The sequence below is a fragment of the Candidatus Venteria ishoeyi genome, from assembly GCF_030378065.1.
GTDB classification, from domain to species: domain Bacteria; phylum Pseudomonadota; class Gammaproteobacteria; order Beggiatoales; family Beggiatoaceae; genus Venteria; species Venteria ishoeyi.
Window position 1 is genome coordinate 1 of record NZ_JAUCGJ010000056.1, and the last position, 22877, is coordinate 22877.

The 22877-nt window shown below is 43.8% G+C and carries 24 protein-coding genes; 20 read left to right on the forward strand and 4 right to left on the reverse strand.

The window, feature by feature from the left end; translation table 11 throughout:
- Window positions 1-52: 52 nt before the first annotated feature.
- The 12 genes from QUF61_RS15550 to nadC all read left to right on the forward strand — a co-directional run bounded on the left by QUF61_RS15550 (window position 53) and on the right by nadC (window position 7139).
- Complete coding sequence (locus tag QUF61_RS15550) at window positions 53-292, forward strand: hypothetical protein (protein WP_289682522.1); 240 nt, start codon at window positions 53-55, stop codon at window positions 290-292.
- On the forward strand, window positions 289-507 hold the full coding sequence (locus QUF61_RS15555; protein ID WP_289682524.1) for a Txe/YoeB family addiction module toxin: 219 nt from the start codon (window positions 289-291) through the stop codon (window positions 505-507). Before QUF61_RS15550 ends, QUF61_RS15555 begins: the two co-directional genes overlap by 4 nt.
- Before the next feature lie 485 nt (window positions 508-992).
- Entirely contained in the window at window positions 993-2102 is a 1110-nt protein-coding gene (gene ribBA / locus QUF61_RS15560; RefSeq protein WP_289682525.1) for a bifunctional 3,4-dihydroxy-2-butanone-4-phosphate synthase/GTP cyclohydrolase II, read from the forward strand.
- A 302-nt stretch (window positions 2103-2404) separates the two neighbouring features.
- Window positions 2405-2998 (forward strand): hypothetical protein, encoded by a 594-nt coding sequence (locus QUF61_RS15565; protein WP_289682526.1) that lies wholly within the window; start codon window positions 2405-2407, stop codon window positions 2996-2998.
- 80 nt (window positions 2999-3078) lie between these two features.
- Window positions 3079-3471 (forward strand): hypothetical protein, encoded by a 393-nt coding sequence (locus QUF61_RS15570; protein ID WP_289682528.1) that lies wholly within the window; start codon window positions 3079-3081, stop codon window positions 3469-3471.
- A complete protein-coding gene (locus QUF61_RS15575) occupies window positions 3468-3794 on the forward strand; it encodes a phosphoribosyl-ATP diphosphatase (RefSeq protein WP_103922283.1) in 327 nt (108 codons plus the stop codon). Before QUF61_RS15570 ends, QUF61_RS15575 begins: the two co-directional genes overlap by 4 nt.
- A gap of 13 nt (window positions 3795-3807) precedes the next feature.
- Window positions 3808-4149, forward strand: a complete 342-nt coding sequence (locus QUF61_RS15580) for a histidine triad nucleotide-binding protein (RefSeq protein ID WP_103922284.1) — start codon at window positions 3808-3810, stop codon at window positions 4147-4149.
- An 18-nt stretch (window positions 4150-4167) separates the two neighbouring features.
- A complete protein-coding gene (tatA, locus tag QUF61_RS15585; protein ID WP_103922285.1) occupies window positions 4168-4440 on the forward strand; it encodes a Sec-independent protein translocase subunit TatA in 273 nt (90 codons plus the stop codon).
- A complete protein-coding gene (tatB, locus tag QUF61_RS15590) occupies window positions 4441-4800 on the forward strand; it encodes a Sec-independent protein translocase protein TatB (RefSeq protein ID WP_103922286.1) in 360 nt (119 codons plus the stop codon). It abuts the gene before it with no gap.
- Window positions 4793-5230, forward strand: a complete 438-nt coding sequence (locus QUF61_RS15595; RefSeq protein WP_177428677.1) for a desulfoferrodoxin family protein — start codon at window positions 4793-4795, stop codon at window positions 5228-5230. The genes tatB and QUF61_RS15595 overlap by 8 nt, the downstream gene beginning before the upstream one ends.
- Before the next feature lie 142 nt (window positions 5231-5372).
- Window positions 5373-6275, forward strand: a complete 903-nt coding sequence (tatC, locus tag QUF61_RS15600) for a twin-arginine translocase subunit TatC (RefSeq protein ID WP_286019591.1) — start codon at window positions 5373-5375, stop codon at window positions 6273-6275.
- 18 nt (window positions 6276-6293) lie between these two features.
- Window positions 6294-7139 (forward strand): carboxylating nicotinate-nucleotide diphosphorylase, encoded by an 846-nt coding sequence (gene nadC / locus QUF61_RS15605; RefSeq protein WP_289682530.1) that lies wholly within the window; start codon window positions 6294-6296, stop codon window positions 7137-7139.
- Between the two features lie 170 nt (window positions 7140-7309).
- Here nadC and QUF61_RS15610 read toward each other — a convergent pair whose 3' ends face one another.
- Both QUF61_RS15610 and QUF61_RS15615 read right to left on the reverse strand, forming a co-directional pair.
- Window positions 7310-8584, reverse strand: coding sequence for a hypothetical protein (locus tag QUF61_RS15610; RefSeq protein WP_289682531.1), 1275 nt, complete (start codon window positions 8582-8584; stop codon window positions 7310-7312).
- 22 nt (window positions 8585-8606) lie between these two features.
- Window positions 8607-9824, reverse strand: a complete 1218-nt coding sequence (locus QUF61_RS15615; RefSeq protein ID WP_289682532.1) for an NnrS family protein — start codon at window positions 9822-9824, stop codon at window positions 8607-8609.
- Window positions 9825-9944: 120 nt separating this feature from the next.
- On the opposite strand from QUF61_RS15615, the gene QUF61_RS15620 reads away from it, so the two are divergent.
- The 3 genes from QUF61_RS15620 to QUF61_RS15630 all read left to right on the forward strand — a co-directional run bounded on the left by QUF61_RS15620 (window position 9945) and on the right by QUF61_RS15630 (window position 13837).
- Complete coding sequence (locus QUF61_RS15620; RefSeq protein WP_103922292.1) at window positions 9945-12020, forward strand: transglycosylase SLT domain-containing protein; 2076 nt, start codon at window positions 9945-9947, stop codon at window positions 12018-12020.
- Window positions 12021-12389: 369 nt separating this feature from the next.
- Window positions 12390-12944: a hypothetical protein gene (locus tag QUF61_RS15625; protein ID WP_146066903.1), complete on the forward strand. Its 555-nt coding sequence runs from the start codon at window positions 12390-12392 to the stop codon at window positions 12942-12944.
- Between the two features lie 203 nt (window positions 12945-13147).
- Window positions 13148-13837 (forward strand): hypothetical protein, encoded by a 690-nt coding sequence (locus QUF61_RS15630; protein WP_103922294.1) that lies wholly within the window; start codon window positions 13148-13150, stop codon window positions 13835-13837.
- Between the two features lie 14 nt (window positions 13838-13851).
- Here QUF61_RS15630 and QUF61_RS15635 read toward each other — a convergent pair whose 3' ends face one another.
- Complete coding sequence (locus QUF61_RS15635; protein WP_289682535.1) at window positions 13852-16293, reverse strand: TcfC E-set like domain-containing protein; 2442 nt, start codon at window positions 16291-16293, stop codon at window positions 13852-13854.
- A 218-nt stretch (window positions 16294-16511) separates the two neighbouring features.
- Entirely contained in the window at window positions 16512-16844 is a 333-nt protein-coding gene (locus tag QUF61_RS15640; RefSeq protein WP_407080066.1) for a transposase, read from the reverse strand.
- Window positions 16845-17014: 170 nt separating this feature from the next.
- Between QUF61_RS15640 and QUF61_RS15645 the strand changes: the two genes are divergently transcribed.
- The 5 genes from QUF61_RS15645 to rpmI all read left to right on the forward strand — a co-directional run bounded on the left by QUF61_RS15645 (window position 17015) and on the right by rpmI (window position 22872).
- A complete protein-coding gene (locus QUF61_RS15645) occupies window positions 17015-17605 on the forward strand; it encodes a DUF4390 domain-containing protein (RefSeq protein WP_103922297.1) in 591 nt (196 codons plus the stop codon).
- Complete coding sequence (locus QUF61_RS15650) at window positions 17587-19845, forward strand: ATP-binding protein (protein ID WP_103922298.1); 2259 nt, start codon at window positions 17587-17589, stop codon at window positions 19843-19845. Before QUF61_RS15645 ends, QUF61_RS15650 begins: the two co-directional genes overlap by 19 nt.
- 220 nt (window positions 19846-20065) lie before the next feature.
- Window positions 20066-21991, forward strand: coding sequence for a threonine--tRNA ligase (gene thrS / locus QUF61_RS15655; RefSeq protein ID WP_289682537.1), 1926 nt, complete (start codon window positions 20066-20068; stop codon window positions 21989-21991).
- 58 nt (window positions 21992-22049) lie between these two features.
- The gene (infC, locus tag QUF61_RS15660; protein ID WP_103922300.1) at window positions 22050-22568 is read left to right on the forward strand and encodes a translation initiation factor IF-3; all 519 of its coding nucleotides are present in this window, start codon (window positions 22050-22052) and stop codon (window positions 22566-22568) included.
- Between the two features lie 106 nt (window positions 22569-22674).
- Complete coding sequence (gene rpmI, locus QUF61_RS15665) at window positions 22675-22872, forward strand: 50S ribosomal protein L35 (RefSeq protein WP_103922301.1); 198 nt, start codon at window positions 22675-22677, stop codon at window positions 22870-22872.
- The last annotated feature ends 5 nt before the right edge of the window (window positions 22873-22877 follow it).

Sequence of the window (22877 nt, forward strand, 5' to 3'; positions counted from 1 at the left end):
TTTTTTATAATCCTGTAAAATAACACCTAAAGAACAGGTGAGGGACTTAAAAATGTACTCTATTTATAAAATGCAGGCAGATGAACTAAATAAGGATTTTTTGGATACATTAAAAACTTTATTTAAGCACAAACAGATTGAAATCGTAATCAGCGAAGCGGAACAGGTGGAAGAGAACGAGACGAATTATCTTTTGCACAACGCCAACAACTGTGAACACTTAATGAAGGCTTTGGAAAATATTGCGCAGAAGAAGAATCTTGTCTCTTTCGATATCGACGACCTGACATGAAAGTTGCCTTTGAAAAGAGTGCTTTTGAGGATTTTAACAAGTGGGCATCTGATAATAAAAAAATTCACAAACGCATTATCACTTTGATTACTGATATTTTACGCAGTCCTTATGCAGGTATTGGTAAACCGGAAGCGTTAAAACATGAATTACAGGGTTTTTGGTCAAGGCGAATCACTGAAGAACATCGCCTGGTTTATAAAATTGAAGGTTAAAAAGTGATTATTGCAGCCTGTAAATATCATTACCACTAATTGCCTATCCCGTAGCAGCGTCATGCTAACCGTTCAGCGCGGTAGGGCGCATAAGCGGTAGCGTCATGCGCCGTATGGATAGCAAAATGAACGAGGTAAAAAAGTATCTTGAATTCTGTTCAGACGCGTTGACCGCTGAGGCCGTTGCAGGCTTGTGGAGACGTAGCACTGCTACGTCTCTACGTGATTGAAACTTAAAAAACCGCCATCAGGCGGTTTTTTAATTGCAAGCCTCGTCTGGCGTGTTAAAATTCCACAATGACACGCAACGATTATCAAACCCTCAATCAAAAATTCCCCTGATTCCATTATTCCCATTTAAATTCATCCAAATGTTTTTAACTGCAACACAAATACTGAATTCCAAGGCGCTACCGGCATGAGTGTAAGATTCAGATTTATTCATTGACACCCGCAATCAACCCGCACAGCACAGAGAAGCAAACATGGCACTAAACGATATTGAAGAAATTATTGAAGACATTCGTCTTGGCAAAATGGTCATCCTGATGGATGATGAGGATCGCGAAAATGAAGGCGATCTGATTATGGCAGCCAGCGCGGTGCGCCCGGAGGATATTAACTTCATGGCGCGTTACGGGCGCGGCTTGATTTGCCTGACTTTGACTCAGGAACGCTGTCGGCAGTTGCAGTTGCCATTGATGGTGGATAGTAATAACTGCGCCCATAGCACTAATTTTACGGTATCGATTGAAGCGGCTGAAGGCGTGACCACGGGGATTTCCGCCGCTGATCGTGCTGTGACCATACAAGCAGCAGTGGCGGTGGATGCCAAGCCTTCCGCATTGGTACAGCCGGGGCATATTTTCCCGTTGATGGCGCAGCCCGGTGGCGTGTTGCGCCGTGCCGGACATACTGAAGCCGGTTGTGATCTGGCGCGTTTGTCGGGTCTGGAACCCGCTTCGGTCATTGTAGAAATCCTCAATGAAGACGGCACCATGGCGCGCCGCCCTGATTTGGAGAAGTTTGCCGAAGAGCACCAGATAAAAATTGGTACTATTGCCGATTTGATTCATTATCGGATTAAACATGAACAGGCGGTGGAACGGGTCAGTTCCTGTAACATGCCAACGGCGTTCGGTGATTTTCGTTTATATGCTTATCAGGATGCGCTGGAAAATGTGGTGCATCTGGCGCTGGTGAAAGGCAGTATTGAACCGGAAACACCCACTATGGTGCGCGTGCATCTGCAAAATACTTTGTGTGATTTAGCCGCCAGTACCCGTGATGATTGTGGCTGGCCGCTGCGCGATGTGATGAAGCGCATTTCCGGGGAAGACAGTGGCGTGGTTTTGTTGCTGCATCATGAAGAGTCCTCCCAGCAATTACTGAATCGTATTGAACAATACGCCATGCAGGATGCGGGAGAAGACTTACCTGGTCAGGCGCATCGTTGGGACTTGCGCACCTTTGGTCTGGGCGCGCAAATTCTGGCTGATTTAGGCGTAAGAAAAATGCGGGTGATGAGCGCACCGAAAAAAATTCATGCGCTTTCCGGCTTTGATCTGGAAGTGGTGGATTATGTGGATGCTTAGGCGTGAGAGTCTTTAAAGATCTATAACAGGTGTAACGCAAAAGCTTGTTTTGTGCTAAAAAACAGCAATTACATAACATCAGGTATATAATTATCACTCCAAATTTTTATTTTCTGACCCGGATATCTCATGAATTGCCATGATGATCGCGCAGTAATTTGTTTCATAAAGGGATTTTTTTATTGAGCGCCGTACCGGGGAGTACGGTCGAAATAAAATAAATTCCGTTATGGAACAAAGGGCAAGCGAGGGCATGAGCATATTTATGAAATATCCGGGCTAAGAATTAAAGGAGTGCTTTGATGATTAAATCTGTTTTATACACCGCGTTATTTTCTGTTGCTTTAGGTGGCAGTGCTTCTGTATTGGCTGCTGGCGAAGTGGCTCCAGCAGTTGCAGCCCCTGCCCCTGTTGCAGCGCCTGCGCCCGTAGCACCCGTAGCCCCCGTTACGCCTGCAACACCGGCGGCAGACAACTCAGCGGCAAAAAGTCCTCGTGAAACCATGCAAGATGAAGAGGCAAAATTCATGCAGTCCATGCATGAGCGCATGGCTAAAATGTGGTCCACAGAAGATCCGGCTGAGCGTAAAAAGTTGATGGATGAGCAAAAACAAGCCATGCAGGCGCATCAACAGAAGAAAAAAGAACTTTATCAGCAGATGTCTGGGCAATATGCAGCAGAACGTGTTCAGAACTGGCGTCCAGGCAATCAGATGGGGCGTGGTATGGGGCGTCGTGGCATGGGTCCAGGCATGGGACGTGGTATGGGGCCAGGTATGGGGCAAGGGCAAGGTATGGGGAAAGGTATGCATCGCCCCATGTGCCAGCAGCATCAAGCGGGTATGATTGAGCGCCTGGATAGAATTGAAAGGCAGCTTGAGCAATTATCCAAATAAAGATAATGCCTTAATCAGGGATAACACCCCTTGCGGGGGCGTTATCCCTAAATCAAGTTGGCACCTGACTTGGTGAATTAATGATGTTTAAGTCTTTTTTATTATTATTGTTTGCTTTCGCTAGTGTTTCCGGTGCTGTTGCAGATAGCCTGGAAGATGACACAGTGAGCAAAACGGGACAAAATGAAAAATTGATCATTGCCAGTGGTCGGGTTATTTATGTGCCGTTGGAAGGTGGATTTTATGGTATCCTTGACAGTTCAGGTCACAAATATCGACCGAATAATTTACCAGCAAGTTTCCGGCAGGCTGATATGGCAGTCCGTTTCAGCGCAGAGCCTGTTACCACAATAGGTTTTAAAATGTGGGGGCAAGCGGTTAAATTGCGCCATATTTATACGGCAACGGACACAAGCAAGCCGCTTTCGGAAAGAAATTCGCAAAAGCAGTTAACCAAAGAAATTAAGCAATGACACAGCAAACCACATTGGATGCCTTGGCAGGCGTGCTTGAAGCGCGCAAAAATAGCACTCCAGATGACTCCTATGTTGCCAGCCTTTATCATAAAGGTCTGGATGTGATCTTGAAAAAGCTGGGGGAAGAGGCCACTGAAACAGTGATTGCCGCGAAAAATGGTCAAGCGGATGCAATTATTTATGAAACTGCCGATCTCTGGTTTCATTCTATGGTGATGCTGGCACATTGTAACCTGGGGCCTGACGATGTGTTAAAAGAGCTGGAGCGGCGCTTTGATTTGTCGGGTCTGGAAGAAAAAGCGTCAAGAAATCAGTCATAAAGAGAGCACGACTATGAGTCAGGATTGCTTATTTTGTAAAATCAGCAATGGCGACATCCCATCTGAAATGATTTATCAGGATGATGAGGTGTTTGTGATCAAAGACCTGTATCCGAAAGCGGATGTGCATCTGCTGGTGATTCCGCGTTTGCATATCGCAAGTCTGGAACAGTTGGAAACAGCGCATGATGCTTTGCTTGGACGTATTTTACGTCGCCTGCCGGAACTTGCCCGTGAGCAGGGTCTGGAAGAAGGTTTTCGCACCATTATTAATACCGGCAAAGGTAGCGGTCAGGAAATCTTTCATTTACATATTCATTTAATGGGCGGAAAACGCATGCCCGGTTTTGCGTAATCAAAGAGGAAATATAGCGTGGGAATTGGTGGTATCAGTGTCTGGCAATTAGTGATTATTTTATTAATTGTCGTTTTATTATTTGGCACAAAAAAATTACGTAATATCGGTGGTGATTTAGGCTCTGCGGTTAAAAATTTCCGTGGTGCCATGCGCGATGGTGAAAAAGAGCAAAATGCTGAAAAAATGACTGAAGAACAGCAAAAGCTGGCTGATAATAAAAAGCCGGATGATGATGCCAGTCAAGCAATTGATGCTAAAGTCACGCATAAAGAAACCCAAAAAAGTTAAATGGACATTGGTTTTTGGGAGTTATTGATTATCGTGGTAGTCGCCCTGCTGGTAATAGGACCAGAGCGCCTGCCGGAAGTTGCGCGTACCACCGGACGCTGGGTTGGACGTATCCGTGCTTATGCCAATAATGTGAAATCCGATATTGACCGGGAATTGCGATTTCAGGAATTGCAGGACATGATGCGCAGCAATGAGCGTGACGGTCTGCATGAAATCAGCGAAATTGGCAAGGAAATCTCAGATAAACTGGCGATACCCACAGAATCTTTAACTGAGGATTTGGACTTCCCTGAACCTACAAAATCAACTGCTAATGCGTCTAAGTCTCTGTCTCAAAAGGAAACAAAAAATGTCTGATAGAAGAAATTTTATTAAAGCTGGCTTGGCGACCATCGGCGCTGCAACGGTCGGCGTGGTCATTGCACCAAAGAGTTTATCTGCTGCTGAAGCGCCTGCCGCCCCGGCTGCCAAACCCCCATTTTCCGGGATTATTTATAGCAAGGAAAACCCGGGACAATGGTCGGAAAAAGTAAAAGGTCATGCCCCGCAAGTCAAAGTTGAAGGGGATAAAGTCAGCATTATCACTAACCATTCAATGAGTGAAAAACATTATATCGTGCGCCATACACTGGTTACTGATGGTGGCGATGTGGTGGGTGAAAAAACCTTTTACCCCAGTGATGAAGCAGCAAAATCAGAATTTGAACTGCCAGAAGGTGTAACAAAGCTCTATGCCACCAGCTTTTGTAATAAACATGATATGTGGGTGACTGAGTTTACGGTTTAAATTTTGATTATCTTTATTCCCAGGCTTTGGCTTGGGAATAAGCACATTTTGCAGGTTTAGATAATAAAGCTTCCCGGCAATACGAATCCCGCCTTAATAATTTCTACGACTTATGACAAATCCCCTGGATACATCAACCGAAATGCCTTTATTGTCGCATCTGGTTGAATTGCGTGATCGCCTGCTGAAATCAGTGTTAACGATTTTAGTTATTTTTCTGGCTTTATTTTATTTTGCCAATGACATTTATACTTTTGTAGCTGCACCGCTGGTTTCTCATCTGCCAGGGGATGCCACCATGATTGCTATTGATGTGGCTTCACCATTTATTGCGCCGCTGAAACTGACCCTGATTTTATCGATTTATATCGCGATTCCGGTTTTGTTTTATCATCTCTGGGGCTTTGTCGCGCCCGCTTTATATGCGCATGAGAAACAACTGATCGTACCCTTGCTGGTTTCCAGTTCCCTGCTGTTTTATCTGGGGATGCTGTTTGCCTATTTTGTGGTGTTTCCACTGGTATTTGGATTTTTTGTCAGTGTCTTGCCGGATGATGTGCAAATGAGCACAGACATCAGTAGTTATTTGAATTTTGTATTAAAAATGTTTTTTGCTTTTGGCCTCGCCTTTGAAGTGCCGGTGATTACCATTTTACTGGTTTGGACGGGCATGGCCTCAGTCGAAAGCCTTGCCAGCAAACGGCCTTATATTATTGTCGGTGCCTTTGTGTTAGGCATGATATTAACCCCGCCGGATATGTTTTCTCAGGTACTGTTGGCAATACCGATGTGGTTATTGTTTGAACTGGGCTTGTGGATGTCACAGTTTTTATTGCGCAAAAGACTGGCAATGCAGGCAGCGCGTGAAAAACAGGAAGCAGAGGAAGCAGCAGCACAGGCTTATCCTGAAGACTTCACGCCCATGACACCAGCAGAAATGGACGCAGAGCTTGAACGAACTGATGAGGAAGATGAGGCGGCAACGGATACAAAAACAATTGCGCCGTTTGATCCCGATGCCAGTCACAAAAATAAACCGAAATAATCGCATTGGAGAATCCTGATGCCTTATCCACTGCCGGATGATTTAGCTGCAAATGTGACCTGTGCCTTGCAGGAGGATATTGGCGAGGGTGATATTACCGCGCAATTGCTGCCGGAAAACACGCCAGCCAAGGCCCGGATTATCTGCCGGGAATCGGCGACCTTATGCGGCACGGCCTGGGTGGATGAAGTATTTGCGCAGCTTGACGACACCGTGCAAATAACCTGGCGGGCGGTTGATGGCGATGTCATTTCTCCCGCACAGGTTTTATGCGAACTCTATGGCGATGTTCGCAGTCTGGTGACGGGCGAACGCTGTGCGCTCAATTTCCTGCAAACTCTGTCCGGCACTGCCAGCACAGTAGCCCACTATGTGCAAGCCATCAGCGGTACGGGCGCGGTATTGCTCGATACCCGTAAAACCTTGCCCGGCCTGCGTCATGCGCAAAAATATGCGGTATTGTGCGGCGGTGGGAAGAATCATCGCAAAGGTTTGTATGATGCTTTTTTGATTAAAGAAAATCATATTGCCGCCGCAGGTTCGATTAAACAAGCAGTTAGCAATGCCCGTATGCTGGCAGCAGATAAGCCGGTTGAAGTTGAAACTGAAACCCTGGAAGAATTGCAGCAGGCGTTAGATGCCGCTAGTGATATTATCATGCTGGATAATTTTGATTTAAAAACCATGCGTGAAGCGGTGGCAATTAATCAGGGGCAGGCCAAACTGGAGGCTTCCGGCAATATTTCACTGGATACTTTACGTGCAGTGGCTGAAACTGGAGTGGATTATATTTCCAGTGGTGCATTGACCAAACATCTGAAAGCAATCGATCTGTCCATGCGCTTAGGAGTGAGAATTTTATAACTTCAGCAACTTGGCTGGTCTTTTCCTCCATTTTCTGCGTTGTGCCTGTTTGGACTTAGGCAGTTACATAGCTTGCTATGCGCCTGTTTTCACGCCTTGAAAATGAATAAAAATCCTGCGCCCAGTTTCTGCATTTATTTCATCCTCACTCCTTAATTAGCTAAAAAAGTTCAGAAAAAAAAGCCCAGATTCAGGTATAAACGCTTGCTGGAACCCAGCCAATATTTTTCATTAAGCACTATGCCGCCAAATTCGCTGCCACGCTTTCCCCAGGGTAAATCAGCACCCAGCCACAGGCGGCGATTATCTTGCCATTCGTATTGCAGACGTAGCTGCATAATGCCGCTTTGATCATGCAAATTAAAAATGCTGCTGGCAAACAGGTTATACAAGGGCGATAATTCAATTTGCAGTGCTGTGGCAAGGTAGTCCCGCCCCAGATTAAATAAGTCACCGCGCAGTAGGCGTTGACTTAATTCAGCAGGTGGCTTTGCGTAGTTTTCTGACTGACTCAAGCCAAAGCCGTTGTAATAATACTCAATCAAGCCATAGACATTTTTGCCGTATAAGGTCCAGGCATAATCCAGGTTGCTTAGCATAGAAACCGTGTTACCGCCGCTTGGCTTGTGATCCAGGCGTATATCCATACGCCAGACAGCACCGCCTATATCGGCGGCAAACCCTGCACCAATACTGTTTTGTGCATAATGCCGCGCAAGCAATAAATCAAAATCGATCTCTTCAAGACTGTGATGGAATTTAACTGCAAAACTGCTTTGCCCGGATGACAGTTTGTGATTATGGATATGCCGCCGTGGCAGGATAATCCATTGTATATCCGCGCCATTGTCCAGCAGCCATTGTCCATACAACATGTCTTCGCCGGTTTTGTAGGCTTTATCAACTGCGGTTGGTGCAAATGGTGCGAAAATATCCAGTGGCTGAAAAACCAGGCCATTACCCCAGCTCACAGCCTGTCTGCCAAGTTTCAGTATCCATTGTTCACCGTGATAACTGACAGACAGGCGATCTAAGCGTTGTACTGCGTTGAGTTTTCCTCGCTCATAAAGACTTGTTGTTAAGTCCAGCAGACGATGTTTATCATCTGGAAATAAGTTCAAAGGCAAGCCAAGCCTTGTTAATTGTCGATATAGCTGTGGCTGATCGCCATAATCTGCCAACCACTCATAAGCGATCTGAGTATTCCAACCGGGGCGCTTGATTTTTGCTTGCAGGCGTAAATCAAATAACTGGTCTTGAATTGCCTGACCATTGCGCGCCTGCACATCATCTGCTTGATAAAACTGAAAAATTGGCTGGTATTTAAGGTGTCCACTCCATTCTACTGCTGCAAATACCTGGTTTACGGGAAATAACAACAGCAAAAAAATAAACCAAGTTTGCCCCCGGTCTTGGTGGTGATGGCATTTTTGTAAATTTGACACCCCTTTATCCTGTCCCCTTAGATTATCCTGGGCGACCATCCAGGCGCGGCTGGATTAATATTGGAAAATAGAGCCAGGTAAATAAACTAAATCCTGCTATCCAGAGTATTTGCGAAATCAATATCCAATAGTTGTATAAATCAGGCAATAGTAACGGTGGCAACACTCGAATGATACCCGATAACAATACCAGAGCAAATATCCAGCGCACTAAAACGGGTGGCTCAAAAATATTTCTGGCAGTGTGTCCCAATGCGACCCGCGCCATCATGCCCACAGTTAATAAGCCAATGCCGCCAACGGCAAAGGCATGTAAAGCCAGCAGTTGTGTTGCATAAAACATACTTAGTGCTTTCAGCGCAAAACCAACAACCAGAAAACTATAGGCCAGATAAAGTACCCAGATCATGGGTTTTTGCCAGATACCCGGTGTATGCCAGCCATACAGTCTGATACTGTGCATAATAAACAATGCCCCGGCAAGTATGCTGATCAACCAGGGTATGGGATAAAATACATCAATAATCCACAATAGTAATAAAACAACCAGACTGGAATTATCAATCCATTTCCAATTGGATAAACTGACTTTTTCATCAACACCACGTTCAATAAAAAAAGGCAGGACACGGCGTGCCATCAAAAATACCATCGATAAGATAAGATATAAACCTGAATACAATCCCCACTGTATGCCCTGGCTCACAATACCCAATGCGCCCAGGTAAAACAGAAGGTTGGCAAGCCACAGTAATAACAGCTTGGATAAAATACCTGATTGTTTCCACTGCTTAACCCGGATGATTGGTATACTCAGCGCAACAATCAATCCGCCCATAAATAACAGATCCAGCACCATCATTACCTGTATGGCCAATGCAGTATCCGATATAGGAATAAACGGCATAATACGTGCAGCTAACCATAACAAAAACAGCAGCATTAAAGGCCGGTGATTGGATGTTTGTGCGCCGGTCCAGTTTTTGACAGCGGTTAACAAAAAACCTGCGATGATAGCACCCGCATAACCGAACAGCATGGCGTGTCCATGCCAGAATAGTGGGTTGATGCTGTGCAAGGGTAAATCCCAGTCACCGCGATATAAGCCGATCCAGAACAACATTGAAAAAACAGCAAATACAGCACCACCCAGAAAAAATGGGCGAAACCCTAACTCCCACAAGGCGAATGTTTGTTTTTTTGAGGGAGGGGGATTTATTTGTAGCGGAATTTCCATCATGTCTCCTTAGAAACAAAATTAAAAAAAATTTCTATTAACGCATATACTATATGTGCTTAAGATAATTTTGAGTGATGCAGATCAAGCACTATGTAATATGGATTATTTAAAATAAATCAAATGATGTTAAAAAAATTATTTCTACTCACCCTGTTAGGACTTAACCTTTCTTTAACGCCGGTTTTTGCAGCGGAAACGGACGACCAATATTGGGAAATTCGCCGTATCTGGTTTGCTCAGGCGATGAATGCGCTGGCGCAAAAAGATTGGTTTCAATTTCAGCAAAAAACGCTGTTATTACAGGATTATCCTTTATATTCCTATTTGCGTTATCAGGATTTGCGTGGACGTTTTATATTACGCCCTGATGCAGAAATCCAGCGTTATCAGGAACAATATACCAATGTGCCTTTTGCCAAGTTATTGCAGCGACAGTGGCTGAAGTTCCTGAGCAAAGAACAGGATTGGCCTGCTTTCATTCGGGATTATGTTCCACAAAATAACACCAAAATGCATTGTCAGTATATTGCGCAGCGTTGGGCATTGGGTCAGGATAATGCGGACATGCGCAAACAGGCCAGAGCATTATGGACAGTGGGGAAATCTCAGCCTGCGGCATGTGATCCGGTATTTGATTATCTGATAGCGCAGGGGGAAATGACAGATAGCTTGATTTGGGCGCGCCTGAAGCTGGCATTTGAAAATAGTAAGTTTAAACTGGCGGCTTATTTGATTAAAAAGCTGGAAAGCCCTGCCTTAAAACAACAAGCCGCTACCTGGCAGCAATTACATCACGCCCCCGCCCTGACACTGAGCAATTTTTCTGCACAGGACAGCCCTATTATTCGTGAAATGTTGACTCACAGTTTTTTGCGTCTGGCAAAAAAACAACTGACAGATGTGCCTGCCTTATGGTCAGATTTCAAACAACGTTATGCCTTCAGTCAGGAACAAAAAAGCAAGATACAACGTACAATTGCCCTGCAAAGCGCCTGGCAGGAAGCGCCCCAGGCTTTGGCTGCGTTTAAGGCACTGCCCACCGCGCAATGGGATAAAACCGTGCAACAAGTTTTTTTGCAAACCGCATTGAAACAAAAAGACTGGAAAAGTCTATTGCAAATGATTTCTAAATTACCGGCTAAATTACGCCATAACCCCCGCTGGTCATACTGGCAGGCACGCGCACTGCAAGCGACTGGTAAATGGATGCAGGCAGAACCTTTGTGGCAAAAACTGGCGAAGCAACGGGAATTTTATGGTTTCCTCGCAGCAGATAAGCTGGGTTTGCCCTATGCCATGAATAAACAAGCCATTGCCTTGACTCCGAAAATTGAACAGGCTTTATATCAGAAGCATCCTGGGGTACTGCGTGCGCGTGAATTTTATTATCATGGCATGTTGACAGAGGCCCGGCGTGAGTGGAATCTGCTTAATAAATATCTGGCTAAAACGGATTTGGAAACCACAGCCGCCTTGGCGCGGCAATGGTGCTGGTTTGATCAGGCAATTTTTACCGCTGCTAAAGCAGGCGCTTATGATGATTTGGATGTACGTTTTCCCTTGAACCATTTTGCGCTGGTGATGGCCGCAGCAGAGGAACAATCACTGGTAATGCCCTGGATATACGGGATTATCCGTCAGGAAAGTGCATTTAACAGTAAAGTGGTTTCCCACGCCGGGGCAATGGGTTTGATGCAACTGATGCCCGCCACCGGCAAGCATGTGGCAAAACGATTGGGTTTGATATTAGAGCAGTCAAAAACTATTTTTGAACCTTACACCAATATCCGCTTGGGTGCAGGCTATTTGCGTATGATGTTAAACCGTTTCTCTGGCAATTATTTACTGGCTACAGCAGCCTATAATGCAGGCCCAGGCAATGTTAACCGCTGGTTAAAAGCACGCCCCTGCGAAGCGCAGGATATCTGGGTTGAGCTTATCCCATTTAAAGAAACCCGGCGTTATGTGCAAAGCGTGATGTTATATATGGGGATTTATGAGCAGCGTTTGATGAATACACATAAATATCAAGCGGGTTTAAGCCAGGATCAAATCGTTCATCCGCTAAAGGTGGCGGCACAGGAACATCAGGTGATGAATACCCGATTGTGTCGGCTTGCAAAGCAGAAAAAGAAAGCTGAAGCGCTGACCAGAGCAGATTACTCGGGAACGCATATACCTACAACACTGCAATAATTAACCAGGATCTGATGCCAGCTTAAGCAGTGCTAAAGACGCTGATTGAGCTGGTGTACTGTGTGGTTTTTCAGTAAAAAATTATCACTTGCTGCAATGCGTATAGCTTTGTAAATTTCCTGGTAATTTGCAAAAGCACTCATCACACTTTCCCCAAAAAATCTAGTAGTAATAAATATAATATATATAACAACAAATTACATTAAATTGTAAAATTTAGAAAAACCGGAATAAGTTTTGCTTCATGCTTTATATAGAGCGATATAGAGTGGTAATACAATTCAAATGTAAGAACTATATGTCCTATAGGCGAATTGTAAAAACCTAAAATACAAAATGGTTTTACTAATAGCGATATTATGGAGAAACATGATGAAAGCTTTAAAAAGACTTTTAACTTCGAGTGTTGCAATAGCATTAATGAGCAATATTAATATTGCGTTTGCAGCAAATGATGCAGCATTGGCAGTAGGCTCTAGCCAGGGTGACGTTACTGTCAGCATAGATAAAGGCGATACTGTTGCGATTACTGGCTTGACAGATATTACTTTTGCCGCATGGACGGCTGGTGACGGTAATGTAAGGAGAGATATTAACTTCTGTTCTCACTCTTCTACTAGTGCTTATCAAATTACTGCTGCTGGCGGCAATGCCGCACCTTCGGGTGACTTCTATATGGAAGGGGGTACAGGTACTTCACTTGAATATTCTGTATATTGGGCGGATGCGGTAGCTCCTGCAACTGATCAACTGCTCGACAATACTCCACTTATCACTCAGGCAGGAGCTGTTGCCGTGGACTGTGGTGGTGTAAATAATAGTACCTTAGAAGTCAGAGTTAATGCGGCTGGTGGTTTCGGGTTAACTAATGCTAATGTAGGTTCTTACACTGACCTACTGACATTGACAATTGAGCCTGAATAAAGCAGATTAAGTGAGCTATATTTATACAGCGTCTGTTGATATTTAATGTCAACAGAGTATAAAGCTGACTATCTTACGATAGCCGGCTTTTTTATGGTAGACTTACAATTAATGAACTAAGGGTAAAGCAGCTCATAATAAGCTAATTTTATTGAAGTATTCCTTAAAAATTTTACCTATTTATACCTATATGGATTAGAAAAATGAAAAGATACTTTATAGTTCTATTATATTTATTCTTAGTTATTTATAGCACCCCATCTTTAGCTAATTTAACGGTTAGCAAGGCAATTATTAACTTTAGTGATAACTCACCACCACGCCAAGATCTTGAAGTTAAGAATAATGATACAAATACTTTGTATGTAACTGTTAAAGCCTTTCAAGTACAAAGCCCTGAATCTGATCAAGCAAAAGAAATTGAATTAAACAACCCAATAGATGCAGGCCTCTTGGTTTCTCCAGCACGGCTTGTTATACCACCTGGACAAAGTAAATTGGTACGTGTTATCGTTAGAAAAAAAGCAACTAAAAAAGATCTAATTTACCGAGTTGCCATAACACCTACAATTGGTAAAATTAAAAGTGAAGAACAATTTGCACTCAAAGTCATGATTGCCTATAAAGTTCTAGTTATTGTGCAACCACCTGCGGCTCAAGCAGATTTACAAGTTAAGCGTGTTGGGGAAACCTTAGTGTTTACAAATCATGGCAACACCAATGTTCTGATTCGAAAAATAAAGCAATGTAATGAACGTAAAACAGATTGCGTAGAACTAAATGGAAATCGACTTTATTCTGGGGAACAATGGATAGTTAACTTGCCATATAAGGGCATGCCAGTAGAAACTTATCAGACTGTGGGGAGTGAACACTTCTCGCGTGAATATTAAAAAATAACTGGGTGCTATTCACAAACCAACTTATCCAATGTGACAATATTTTCTCTTACACCTACGGTAGGAATGTGCATAATACAGCTTTTTTCTCCCTCTATACTGGCATATACTTGAGAACCAGCAGAGACTTCCAGTTGGAAGATACCATCTGCATTCGTAGAACTTCGTTCTAAATTTCCCTTAAGGTATGCATTTGTAACAGGTTCACCATTAGGAAAAACAGCCTTTCCGATTAAAATAAAAATAGGTGATGCCTGCCATACAAGACGTTCGGTATTACCTGGGTATAACGTAATTTCTTTTGGTGAGGTGTCGTAACTAACATAGGTTTCGGGATGGGGTACTAAACGCACTGAATAACTTTGGTAAGGTGAAAGTGGAATGAATACTGTTTGACCAATAGCTGCTTGTCCATGTGGAAAATTATTTGCTTCTACATCAAACATTGCCCCCGCTGGTGTGCCTTTAATTTCTACGATAATGCCACTTATACTGGTTTTATGGCTACCAATGACCACCCCTTTTTTATCGAATACTAAAGTAGAACGAAACCCCAAACCATATAAAGTTTTACTTGGTATTTCATCAGAAGACATATTATGCTCAACAAAAATTTTGTTCCAACCATACACATCTTTATAATCAGACTGTAAATGTACACTGGTTTTGTCTTGGATATGAGACAAACCACCAGATAGGCTTACATCTGCCTTCCAGCGACGTTCGTCATTCCAATTCAGGTTTACACTTCCATTTGAATAGGTTTTTCCTGTTTTATTTTCATGCTTGGAAGAAGCGTAGCCAGAAATTCGCCAATGCTTCTTTTGCTGATGCTGGAAGCGCATCCGAGCCATGACTAAACGATCCGTTACATCTTCGTTATACTCCAATTCAAAATCCACATACCAGCGATTTTTTCGTAAGATTGGAAATTTTATTGCAGCAGAAAATTCATGATTAAAATTATCATCATGCTTTTCTTTCCGCCAACGAATTTGCCCATAAACACGTACTTGCTCAAAAGAGGTATTCAAACTGATATCAAATTGGCTAAATGGATCTGACAGTAAAGTTTGATGAACTGCTTCAGTTGGGATATTCAAGTGTATAACATTAATATTTACACCTCTTTTAAGAGAAAAATTTCCACTAAAGCCGTAAGCACTTCGGTTATTGGTTAATACAGATAGGTTTAAATGTTTGTTATACCCCATCCACAAAAGCTTACCCGCTACAATCTGCTCCTCCCGGTTACTTATAAAATTTATCTCATAACCAAAATCAGGGCGAAGTCGTTGAGAAAAGCCACCGTGTAAAAAGGGCATATCATAGTTACTTAAATTGCTTGTATCATTACCTTGTGATTGGTTCTTGTTATTCAAGAAACCTGCTTGAAGATGATAAAATGTTTCACCCAAAGGCGGTAGCTCGGTAGACTTTGCAAAAAAGCGTGTTTCTTTGCGTACCTCACCAGACTGTATATCCTCTATTATCAACTCCACTTGATATGAACCGTTAGGCAAGTCTGAGGTATCCAAAGCTTGATTGCCTATATCGTAAATTTTCCCGGATAATAACCGATGGTCGCGATAAATTTGTACCTTTGAACGACGTGGCAGAAAGAGAGTTAACGCATTGCCATAAACTTGTTCTAAATTCAAACGACTACGTGTTGAAGTTGAAAACTTGCTTCCCAATAATTTGGGTCGTTTTAATAAAGGCATAGTCTCAAACTGTAGTAAACCGAACGAGGCTTGGTGGTTCAGCCAGTCTGCTTCGGCAAATAAACCGTCGAAAGATGTATGTTCTTCACTGTTGGTATTTACCACTGTCTGTAAACGCCAATGCCGATAAGCAGTGATACCAAGTAAACTCAGATTGTAAACAGAGTTGGCAGCGTCCGTACCATTTAAAGTGCCGTTAAAACCCAGAATCGTACTATATTCAGCAGTCGCTGCTGGCAAATAAGCAGAAGTTTTTACACCTGCCAGAGCTAACAAATTTTTATTAATAAAAATGTCAGCTCGAAAGCGATCTGCATCAAAGATAAGTCCCGTGACTTCAGGTTCCAAAATACCACAGCCTTTTGGCCTGCCGGGCTTGATACAAATTAGAGCCGAATGAGGCTCCAAAGGGCCTGTCAAGGCAGATATTACGGCATTTTTATCTAAAATATCAGGGATCACATCAGTAATTGCTTTAGGCGTTTCAGGATTGACAAATTCGATTGAATTTGGTGTATAAGTAACAAAAGCTCCCCCTATATTTTGACTACCATAAAAAATATCTATTTCTGTTGTTTGTGGAGCAGTCAAATCCTCAAACCCTGGGGGGGCCTCATCACTAATTTGAAAAATTACTTTATCCTTGCTCCAAGCAAAAGAGTTACATAGACATACTATGTAAATGCTTATGAATAATTTTAAAGCTTGGTTGCGTAATACTGTCATGTGTAATGGATTATTTGCGTAAAATAATCAATATCATCAGCCCGCTTTGGCTATCACTCCTGAATTGAGTATTTCCAGGGTGTTAAAAATACCATAGTTCACATTCTCCTTAGGAGTGAGAAGCTTTTGGTAAACCCACCGATTAAGTCAAACGCCGGAGCAAAATTGAAATCATAGAAATCTGAATCATCAGCAATTCCCGCTCAATCATCCAGTTCCTATAATATGGAGTAGAAAATCTTCATTTTTTCAACAACTTCAAGTGATATTTTCCAAGTCTTTTTCAGTTTATGAACCCATGTCAGTAAAGGTTCACCAGAATACCCACCATCTACCCAAATTTTGCGCAAGCATCTTACCCTTTCGGCAAAATAATCCAGCAACAATTCTTGTAAACCACAGCGTTCTCCGGCATTAGCAGTTGTGATAAATACCACAAGAATCAAGCCAAGCGTATCGACCAGAATGTGTCGTTTGCGCCTATCCACTTTTTTTCCACCATCGAAACCAACCTGATTGCTCTGTACCCCATGTATCCTGATGGGACACAAGACATAAATGCCAATACAAAAATATCACAAATGTAAAATCACTGACTACCTCTAAAAAAACATTATAATAGCTCGCTTATTCTGTTTTTTTATATTTATATTGCAATCACGATATTTTTTATGTCTTATTTTCTTATCAAGACTTGCGGGTTCATCAGGAAGCGCCTTAGATGAAAAAAATGCTTCTCATGTCCTCGCAAGCTGGTGTTTATGCGCTGATTTTTATTTTGACACTTTCCTCGACACTGCGGGTAAGTGCGGCAACGCCCAGAGGTGGCTTCGCCATTCGTCATGCGCACACCCAATTGCAGGATGCGGTATATCTCTTAAATGCCGATCTCAGCTATCAGCTCAGCGAAGATAATATTGAGGCTTTACACAACGCCGTGCCTTTAACATTGGTACTCAATATTGAGGTTGAACGGCATCGCAAATGGTGGCTTGATGAAACCGTTGCCAAGTTACAGCAACGTTATCAACTGAAATATCATATTTTAGGGAAACGTTATTTGCTGACTTATCTGAATACCGGAATCAGTGAGAGTTATACGACCTTAAACAATGCCTTAAGCGCGCTGAGCCAATTGCGTAACTTCCCTTTGCTGGATGCCAAGTTGACCCGGACAGATGGAGAATATCGGGTACATTTACAGACCTATCTGGATATTGAGTCTTTACCCGCGCCGATGCGACCCATTGCCTGGTTTTCCAAACCCTGGCGATTGATCAGCGAGCCTTATACATGTCCCTTACAAAATTAATTTATAGGCACTTTCGTGCGCTGCTGATGGTTTTATTGTTTGGCAGCTTACTGGCTTCCTTATGGATGCTCACCGCAACATTGGAAAACCCCGAGCGTTTTCCACATTTGTACACCCCTTTGCTGATTGTCAGTTCCCTGGGACTGGTCGGTATCGGTATTTTAATTCTGCTCAATCTGCGCGGCCTGGTACAGCAGATACGCAAGGATCGCGCGGGCGCGCGTCTGACCTTACGTCTGGTTATTGTTTTTGTACTGTTAACCATTATTCCGCTGGTGTTAGTGTATTATTTTTCCTTGAGTTTTATCCATCAACGTCTGGACAATTGGTTTGATACGCAGTTAAAAGCTTCGCAGGAAGCCGCCCTGGAGCTGAGCCGTTTGGCATTTCAAGCCAATATGCGTGATGCCTATAAACGCAGCCAACAGATGAGTGAACAACTCAGTCGCTTAAATGATTTGCGGGCAACCGTGGAACTTAATCGCCTGCGCGAAACATTTAATGCTGTAGAAGTCTCCTTGTACTTACCGAATGGTAAAATTCTCGCATTCAGCAGCGCCGATACCTTGCGTTTATTACCCAACCGTAGTCATGAATCCAGCTTTTTGCCTGCACTGCCGCTGGGTACTTCCTATACCGCGCTGGAACCTATCCCTGATCGTGGCTTGTATATTCAGGTTATGTTCAAATACAACGCCGATATTGGTATGCAAAAAGGGGATAATCAGCGTTTATTTTCCGCCTGGTTTGAGACTCCAGAAGCACTCAGTCGGTTAGCCAATGAAGTTGAGGCGCGTAGTGCCGTTGCTTCACAACAAGTCTATTTGCGCGCCTCGCTGACTTTAAGTTTCACCCTGGTGTTATCACTAGTCACTTTATTGGGTGTACTGGCTGCAACCTGGAGTGCTTTTTTTGCTGCCCGCCAACTGGTGCGTCCGATTCGCAATCTGGCAGAAGGTACGCAAGCGGTTGCCGATGGCAATTATGATAAACAATTACCCAGCAGCAAGCTGGATGAACTGGGTTTTCTGGTACAGTCTTTTAACCAGATGACGCGCAGCATCAAAGAAGCCCGTGATGCCGCCAAGCGCAGCCAGGAACAAGCCGATGCGCGTCTGGCATATCTGGAAATCGTACTGGAGCGCATGTCTTCCGGGGTCTTGTCATTAGATACCAAACAACGTTTACGCACCAGTAACCACGCAGCTGATCGCATTTTGGGTATTTCCATGAATGAATTCCGCGGTCAATCGATCCTGGATACTTGTAGCCAGCACTCCAGCCTGCAAACCCTGTGTGAAAATATTGCACCCCACCTGCACGCGGAGAAAAATGACTGGCAGGAAGAAGTGGTCGTATTTGGCACGAGTGGTCGTAAAATTTTAATTTGCCGGGGTGCTGCGCTGCCAGTACCGAATAAACCCAGTGACAGTGGCCTTGGGCATGTGATTGTGTTTGATGACATGACGGGCATGATCCAGGCACAACGTGATGAAGCCTGGAGTGAAGTTGCCAGACGTCTGGCACATGAAATTAAAAATCCGTTGACACCGATTCGATTATCCGCAGAGCGTCTGCGTCATAAATACCTGCCTTCATTCCCGGATAAGGAGGCGCAGACGCTGGATCGCATGACCCAGACGATTATTACCCATGTGGAAAGCATGAAAGAAATGCTTGATGCTTTTTCCAACTATGCCCGCAGCCCGGAAATCCACCTGAAACCCTTACAATTAAATCAATTAGTTGAAGAAGTCTTAATTTTATATGCTGCCACGCCAGTGCATATCGATGTGCAGTTAAGTAAAAATTTACCGGAAATTAAAGCCGACAGCACACGCTTACGCCAGGTTCTGCATAATCTGATTAAAAATGCACTGGAAATGCGGACTGAAAATCCTGAACTACGGCTCACAAGCTGTTATCAGCAGGAACAAGCTCGGGAATTTGTCGAATTAAAAATTTGTGACAACGGGCCTGGTATTGCAGAAGAAAAACTGACCCATATCTTTGAACCTTATGTCACCAGTAAAAGCAGTGGCAGTGGACTGGGACTGGCGATTGTGAAAAAAATTATTGAAGAACACGGCGGTCTGGTATGGATGGAAAACCGCAGTACTACTGAGCAACAAGGCAGCGGGGTTTGCGTTACGATACGCCTGCCCATACTGGAAACCCCGCATTATCAACCCACGCAATCCACGTCAGAGTCTGAAGAAATTAACCCCCAACAAAGCTAATCCAGTGCTATTTTTTTCTTGAAAAACAGACTGTAATACCGTATTATCAACCCGCTTAAATACACAAGCTTTACGTGTATCTAACAGAATCCTTATAAACAGGCACTTTATCAGCCTCTTTTTTCAGTAAAACCAAAGCCGTTTATTGGCTGCTACGGGTTTTATTTGAGGATAGAAGCCCAAGTGCCTTTTTTTATTGTTTTTTTATTTCGGAATACTCATGCCAGTAATCACGCTCCCTGATGGTCAGGAAAAGTCCTTTGATGCGCCAGTTACCGTTGCCGATGTGGCAATGTCCATTGGTGCCGGTCTTGCTAAAGCTGCAATCGCCGGAAAAGTGAATGGCACACTGGTAGACACAGGGTATTCCATTACCCAGGATGCGCAATTAGCCATTATCACTGAGCGTGATGAAGAAGGCCTGGAAGTGATTCGTCACTCCTGCGCGCATTTGATGGCACAAGCCGTACAGTCGCTGTTCCCAGATACCCAGGTGACGATTGGCCCGGTGGTGGATAATGGCTTTTATTATGACTTTGCCCGTGAAGCACATTTCACGCTGGAAGATTTAAAAACCATTGAAAACAAAATGCAGGAACTGGTAGCTGCCGATATTCCTTTACAACGCTCAGTGATGGAGCGTGACGCAGCCGTTGCCTTTTTCAAAGACATGGGCGAAAACTATAAAGCAGAAATTATTGAATCAATTCCCAGCGGTGAAGACCTGTCTTTATACCGCCAGGGCGATTTCATTGATCTCTGCCGTGGCCCGCATGTGCCCAGCACTGGCAAAATCAAAGCCTTTCATTTAATGAAACTGGCCGGTTCCTACTGGCGTGGTGATTCCAATAACGCGCAGTTGCAACGTATTTACGGCACTGCCTGGCGCAATAAAAAAGAATTAAAAACCTACTTATTCCAGCTTGAAGAAGCAGCAAAACGCGATCATCGCAAACTGGGCAAGCAACAGGACTTATTCCATTTTCAGGAAGAAGCACCGGGCATGGTATTCTGGCACCAGAAAGGCTGGGCCTTATACCAGTTGGTTGAAAATTACATGCGCAAACAACTGGATACCTATGACTATGAAGAAGTTCATACCCCTATGGTATTGGATCGTAGTTTATGGGAAAAATCCGGGCACTGGGACAAGTTTTCTGATGATATGTTTACCACCCATTCAGAAAACCGGGATTATGCAATTAAACCCATGAATTGCCCGGGGCATATCCAGATTTTTAATCAAGGCTTGAAAAGTCACCGCCAGTTGCCTTATCGTATTGCAGAATTTGGCTTGGTGCATCGTAATGAAGCCTCCGGCACCCTGCATGGTTTAATGCGTGCGCGGCGTTTTGTACAGGATGACGCGCATGTGTTCTGCACTGAAGACCAATTGCAAGCCGAAGTGGCGACACTGATTGATTTTATCTATCAGGTGTATAACGATTTTGGGTTTAAGGATATTTCCGTTAAACTCTCCACGCGCCCGGAAGAACGGGTGGGCAGTGATGAAGTCTGGGATAAATCCGAAAAAGCCCTGGAAATTGCGCTGGATGAAAAACAACTGGCCTGGGACTTACAACCGGGTGAAGGTGCGTTTTACGGCCCTAAAATTGAATTTTCCCTGCGCGACAGCATTGGCCGGATCTGGCAATGTGGTACCATTCAGGTAGACTTCTCCATGCCGGGGCGTTTGGATGCGCAATATGTGACACCAGAAGGCGGCAAAGAAACCCCGGTGATGATTCATCGTGCAATTTTGGGATCGCTGGAGCGTTTTATTGGTATTCTGATCGAAGAATATGCTGGCATCTTCCCATTCTGGCTGGCTCCGGTGCAGATCGCCCTGCTCAATATTACCGATGCTCAAATCGAATATGTTAAAGAATTGCAAAAAAGTTTGAAAAAATTTGGGTTTAGAGTGGAAACGGACTTGAGAAATGAGAAAATCGGTCTTAAAATCCGTGAACGTACTTTAGCGCGCGTACCCTATTTATTAGTGATTGGAGGGCGCGAAGCTGAACAACAAACCGTTGCCGTGCGCACTCTAAAAGGCAAGGACTTAGGCAGTATGTCGCTTGAACAGTTGGTTGAACGACTGAATGCTGAAAATCATCCTGGATATCAACCTGTAGAAAATAATTAAAATTTTTTACTAATTTTCTTGCAAAAGACAAGTAAAAAATTTTAGGAGGAAATGCTTTATCACTGTTGACAAGAAAGCCCGCCTGAATCGGGCTATCACTACCTCACAAGTACGTCTGATCGATGCAGACGGGACACAGCTCGGTGTCGTTTCAAACACTGAAGCCTTGCAAAAAGCGCAAGAGGCGACCCTGGATTTGGTGGAGATTGCACCCCATTCAAAACCGCCGGTCTGCCGTATTATGGATTATGGCAAGTACTTGTTTGAACAAAATAAAAAACGTCATCAAGCACGGAAAAAGCAAAAACAGATTCAGGTCAAGGAAATTAAATTCCGGCCGGGAACCGATGAAGGAGACTATCAGGTCAAACTACGCAACCTGACCCGTTTCCTCAAAGATGGGGACAAGGTAAAAGTCACCCTGCGCTTTCGTGGACGGGAAATGGCTCACCAAAATCTGGGTATGGAACTTTTAAAACGCGTTGAAGGCGATTTAAAAGAACTCGGTGGTGTTGAGCAATTCCCCAAAATGGAAGGTCGCCAGATGGTGATGGTTATCGCCCCCCATAAAAAATAGTCTGGAAAGTTTTAAGGCTTTCTCAGGCTGTATTCTTTAAACCAGATCGTGTCATTTTTAAATAAATGCTGATTGTAACGCGATCTTAATGCGGAGTTTTTGGGCAATGCCAAAAATCAAAACCAATCGAGGCGCGGCAAAGCGCTTCAAACGTACTGCGGGCGGTGGCTTCAAACGCTATCAATCGCACCGGAAACACATCTTGACTAAAAAAAGCACCAAGCGTAAACGTCAGTTGCGCAGCGCTGCTGAAGTTCACGCTGCGGATCAGAAAGTATTGACCCGCATGTTACCGTACAGTTAAGGAGT

Bases quoted from the DNA above. Each gene is read 5' to 3' on its own strand.
- QUF61_RS15550 (WP_289682522.1), top strand. From the start codon at position 53: ATGTACTCTATTTATAAAATGCAGGCAGATGAACTAAATAAGGATTTT.
- QUF61_RS15555 (WP_289682524.1), top strand. From the start codon at position 289: ATGAAAGTTGCCTTTGAAAAGAGTGCTTTTGAGGATTTTAACAAGTGG.
- ribBA (WP_289682525.1), top strand. From the start codon at position 993: ATGGCACTAAACGATATTGAAGAAATTATTGAAGACATTCGTCTTGGC.
- QUF61_RS15565 (WP_289682526.1), top strand. From the start codon at position 2,405: ATGATTAAATCTGTTTTATACACCGCGTTATTTTCTGTTGCTTTAGGT.
- QUF61_RS15570 (WP_289682528.1), top strand. From the start codon at position 3,079: ATGATGTTTAAGTCTTTTTTATTATTATTGTTTGCTTTCGCTAGTGTT.
- QUF61_RS15575 (WP_103922283.1), top strand. From the start codon at position 3,468: ATGACACAGCAAACCACATTGGATGCCTTGGCAGGCGTGCTTGAAGCG.
- QUF61_RS15580 (WP_103922284.1), top strand. From the start codon at position 3,808: ATGAGTCAGGATTGCTTATTTTGTAAAATCAGCAATGGCGACATCCCA.
- tatB (WP_103922286.1), top strand. From the start codon at position 4,441: ATGGACATTGGTTTTTGGGAGTTATTGATTATCGTGGTAGTCGCCCTG.
- QUF61_RS15595 (WP_177428677.1), top strand. From the start codon at position 4,793: ATGTCTGATAGAAGAAATTTTATTAAAGCTGGCTTGGCGACCATCGGC.
- tatC (WP_286019591.1), top strand. From the start codon at position 5,373: ATGCCTTTATTGTCGCATCTGGTTGAATTGCGTGATCGCCTGCTGAAA.
- nadC (WP_289682530.1), top strand. From the start codon at position 6,294: ATGCCTTATCCACTGCCGGATGATTTAGCTGCAAATGTGACCTGTGCC.
- QUF61_RS15615 (WP_289682532.1), bottom strand. From the start codon at position 9,824: ATGATGGAAATTCCGCTACAAATAAATCCCCCTCCCTCAAAAAAACAA.
- QUF61_RS15620 (WP_103922292.1), top strand. From the start codon at position 9,945: ATGATGTTAAAAAAATTATTTCTACTCACCCTGTTAGGACTTAACCTT.
- QUF61_RS15625 (WP_146066903.1), top strand. From the start codon at position 12,390: ATGATGAAAGCTTTAAAAAGACTTTTAACTTCGAGTGTTGCAATAGCA.
- QUF61_RS15630 (WP_103922294.1), top strand. From the start codon at position 13,148: ATGAAAAGATACTTTATAGTTCTATTATATTTATTCTTAGTTATTTAT.
- QUF61_RS15635 (WP_289682535.1), bottom strand. From the start codon at position 16,293: ATGACAGTATTACGCAACCAAGCTTTAAAATTATTCATAAGCATTTAC.
- QUF61_RS15645 (WP_103922297.1), top strand. From the start codon at position 17,015: ATGAAAAAAATGCTTCTCATGTCCTCGCAAGCTGGTGTTTATGCGCTG.
- QUF61_RS15650 (WP_103922298.1), top strand. From the start codon at position 17,587: ATGTCCCTTACAAAATTAATTTATAGGCACTTTCGTGCGCTGCTGATG.
- thrS (WP_289682537.1), top strand. From the start codon at position 20,066: ATGCCAGTAATCACGCTCCCTGATGGTCAGGAAAAGTCCTTTGATGCG.
- rpmI (WP_103922301.1), top strand. From the start codon at position 22,675: ATGCCAAAAATCAAAACCAATCGAGGCGCGGCAAAGCGCTTCAAACGT.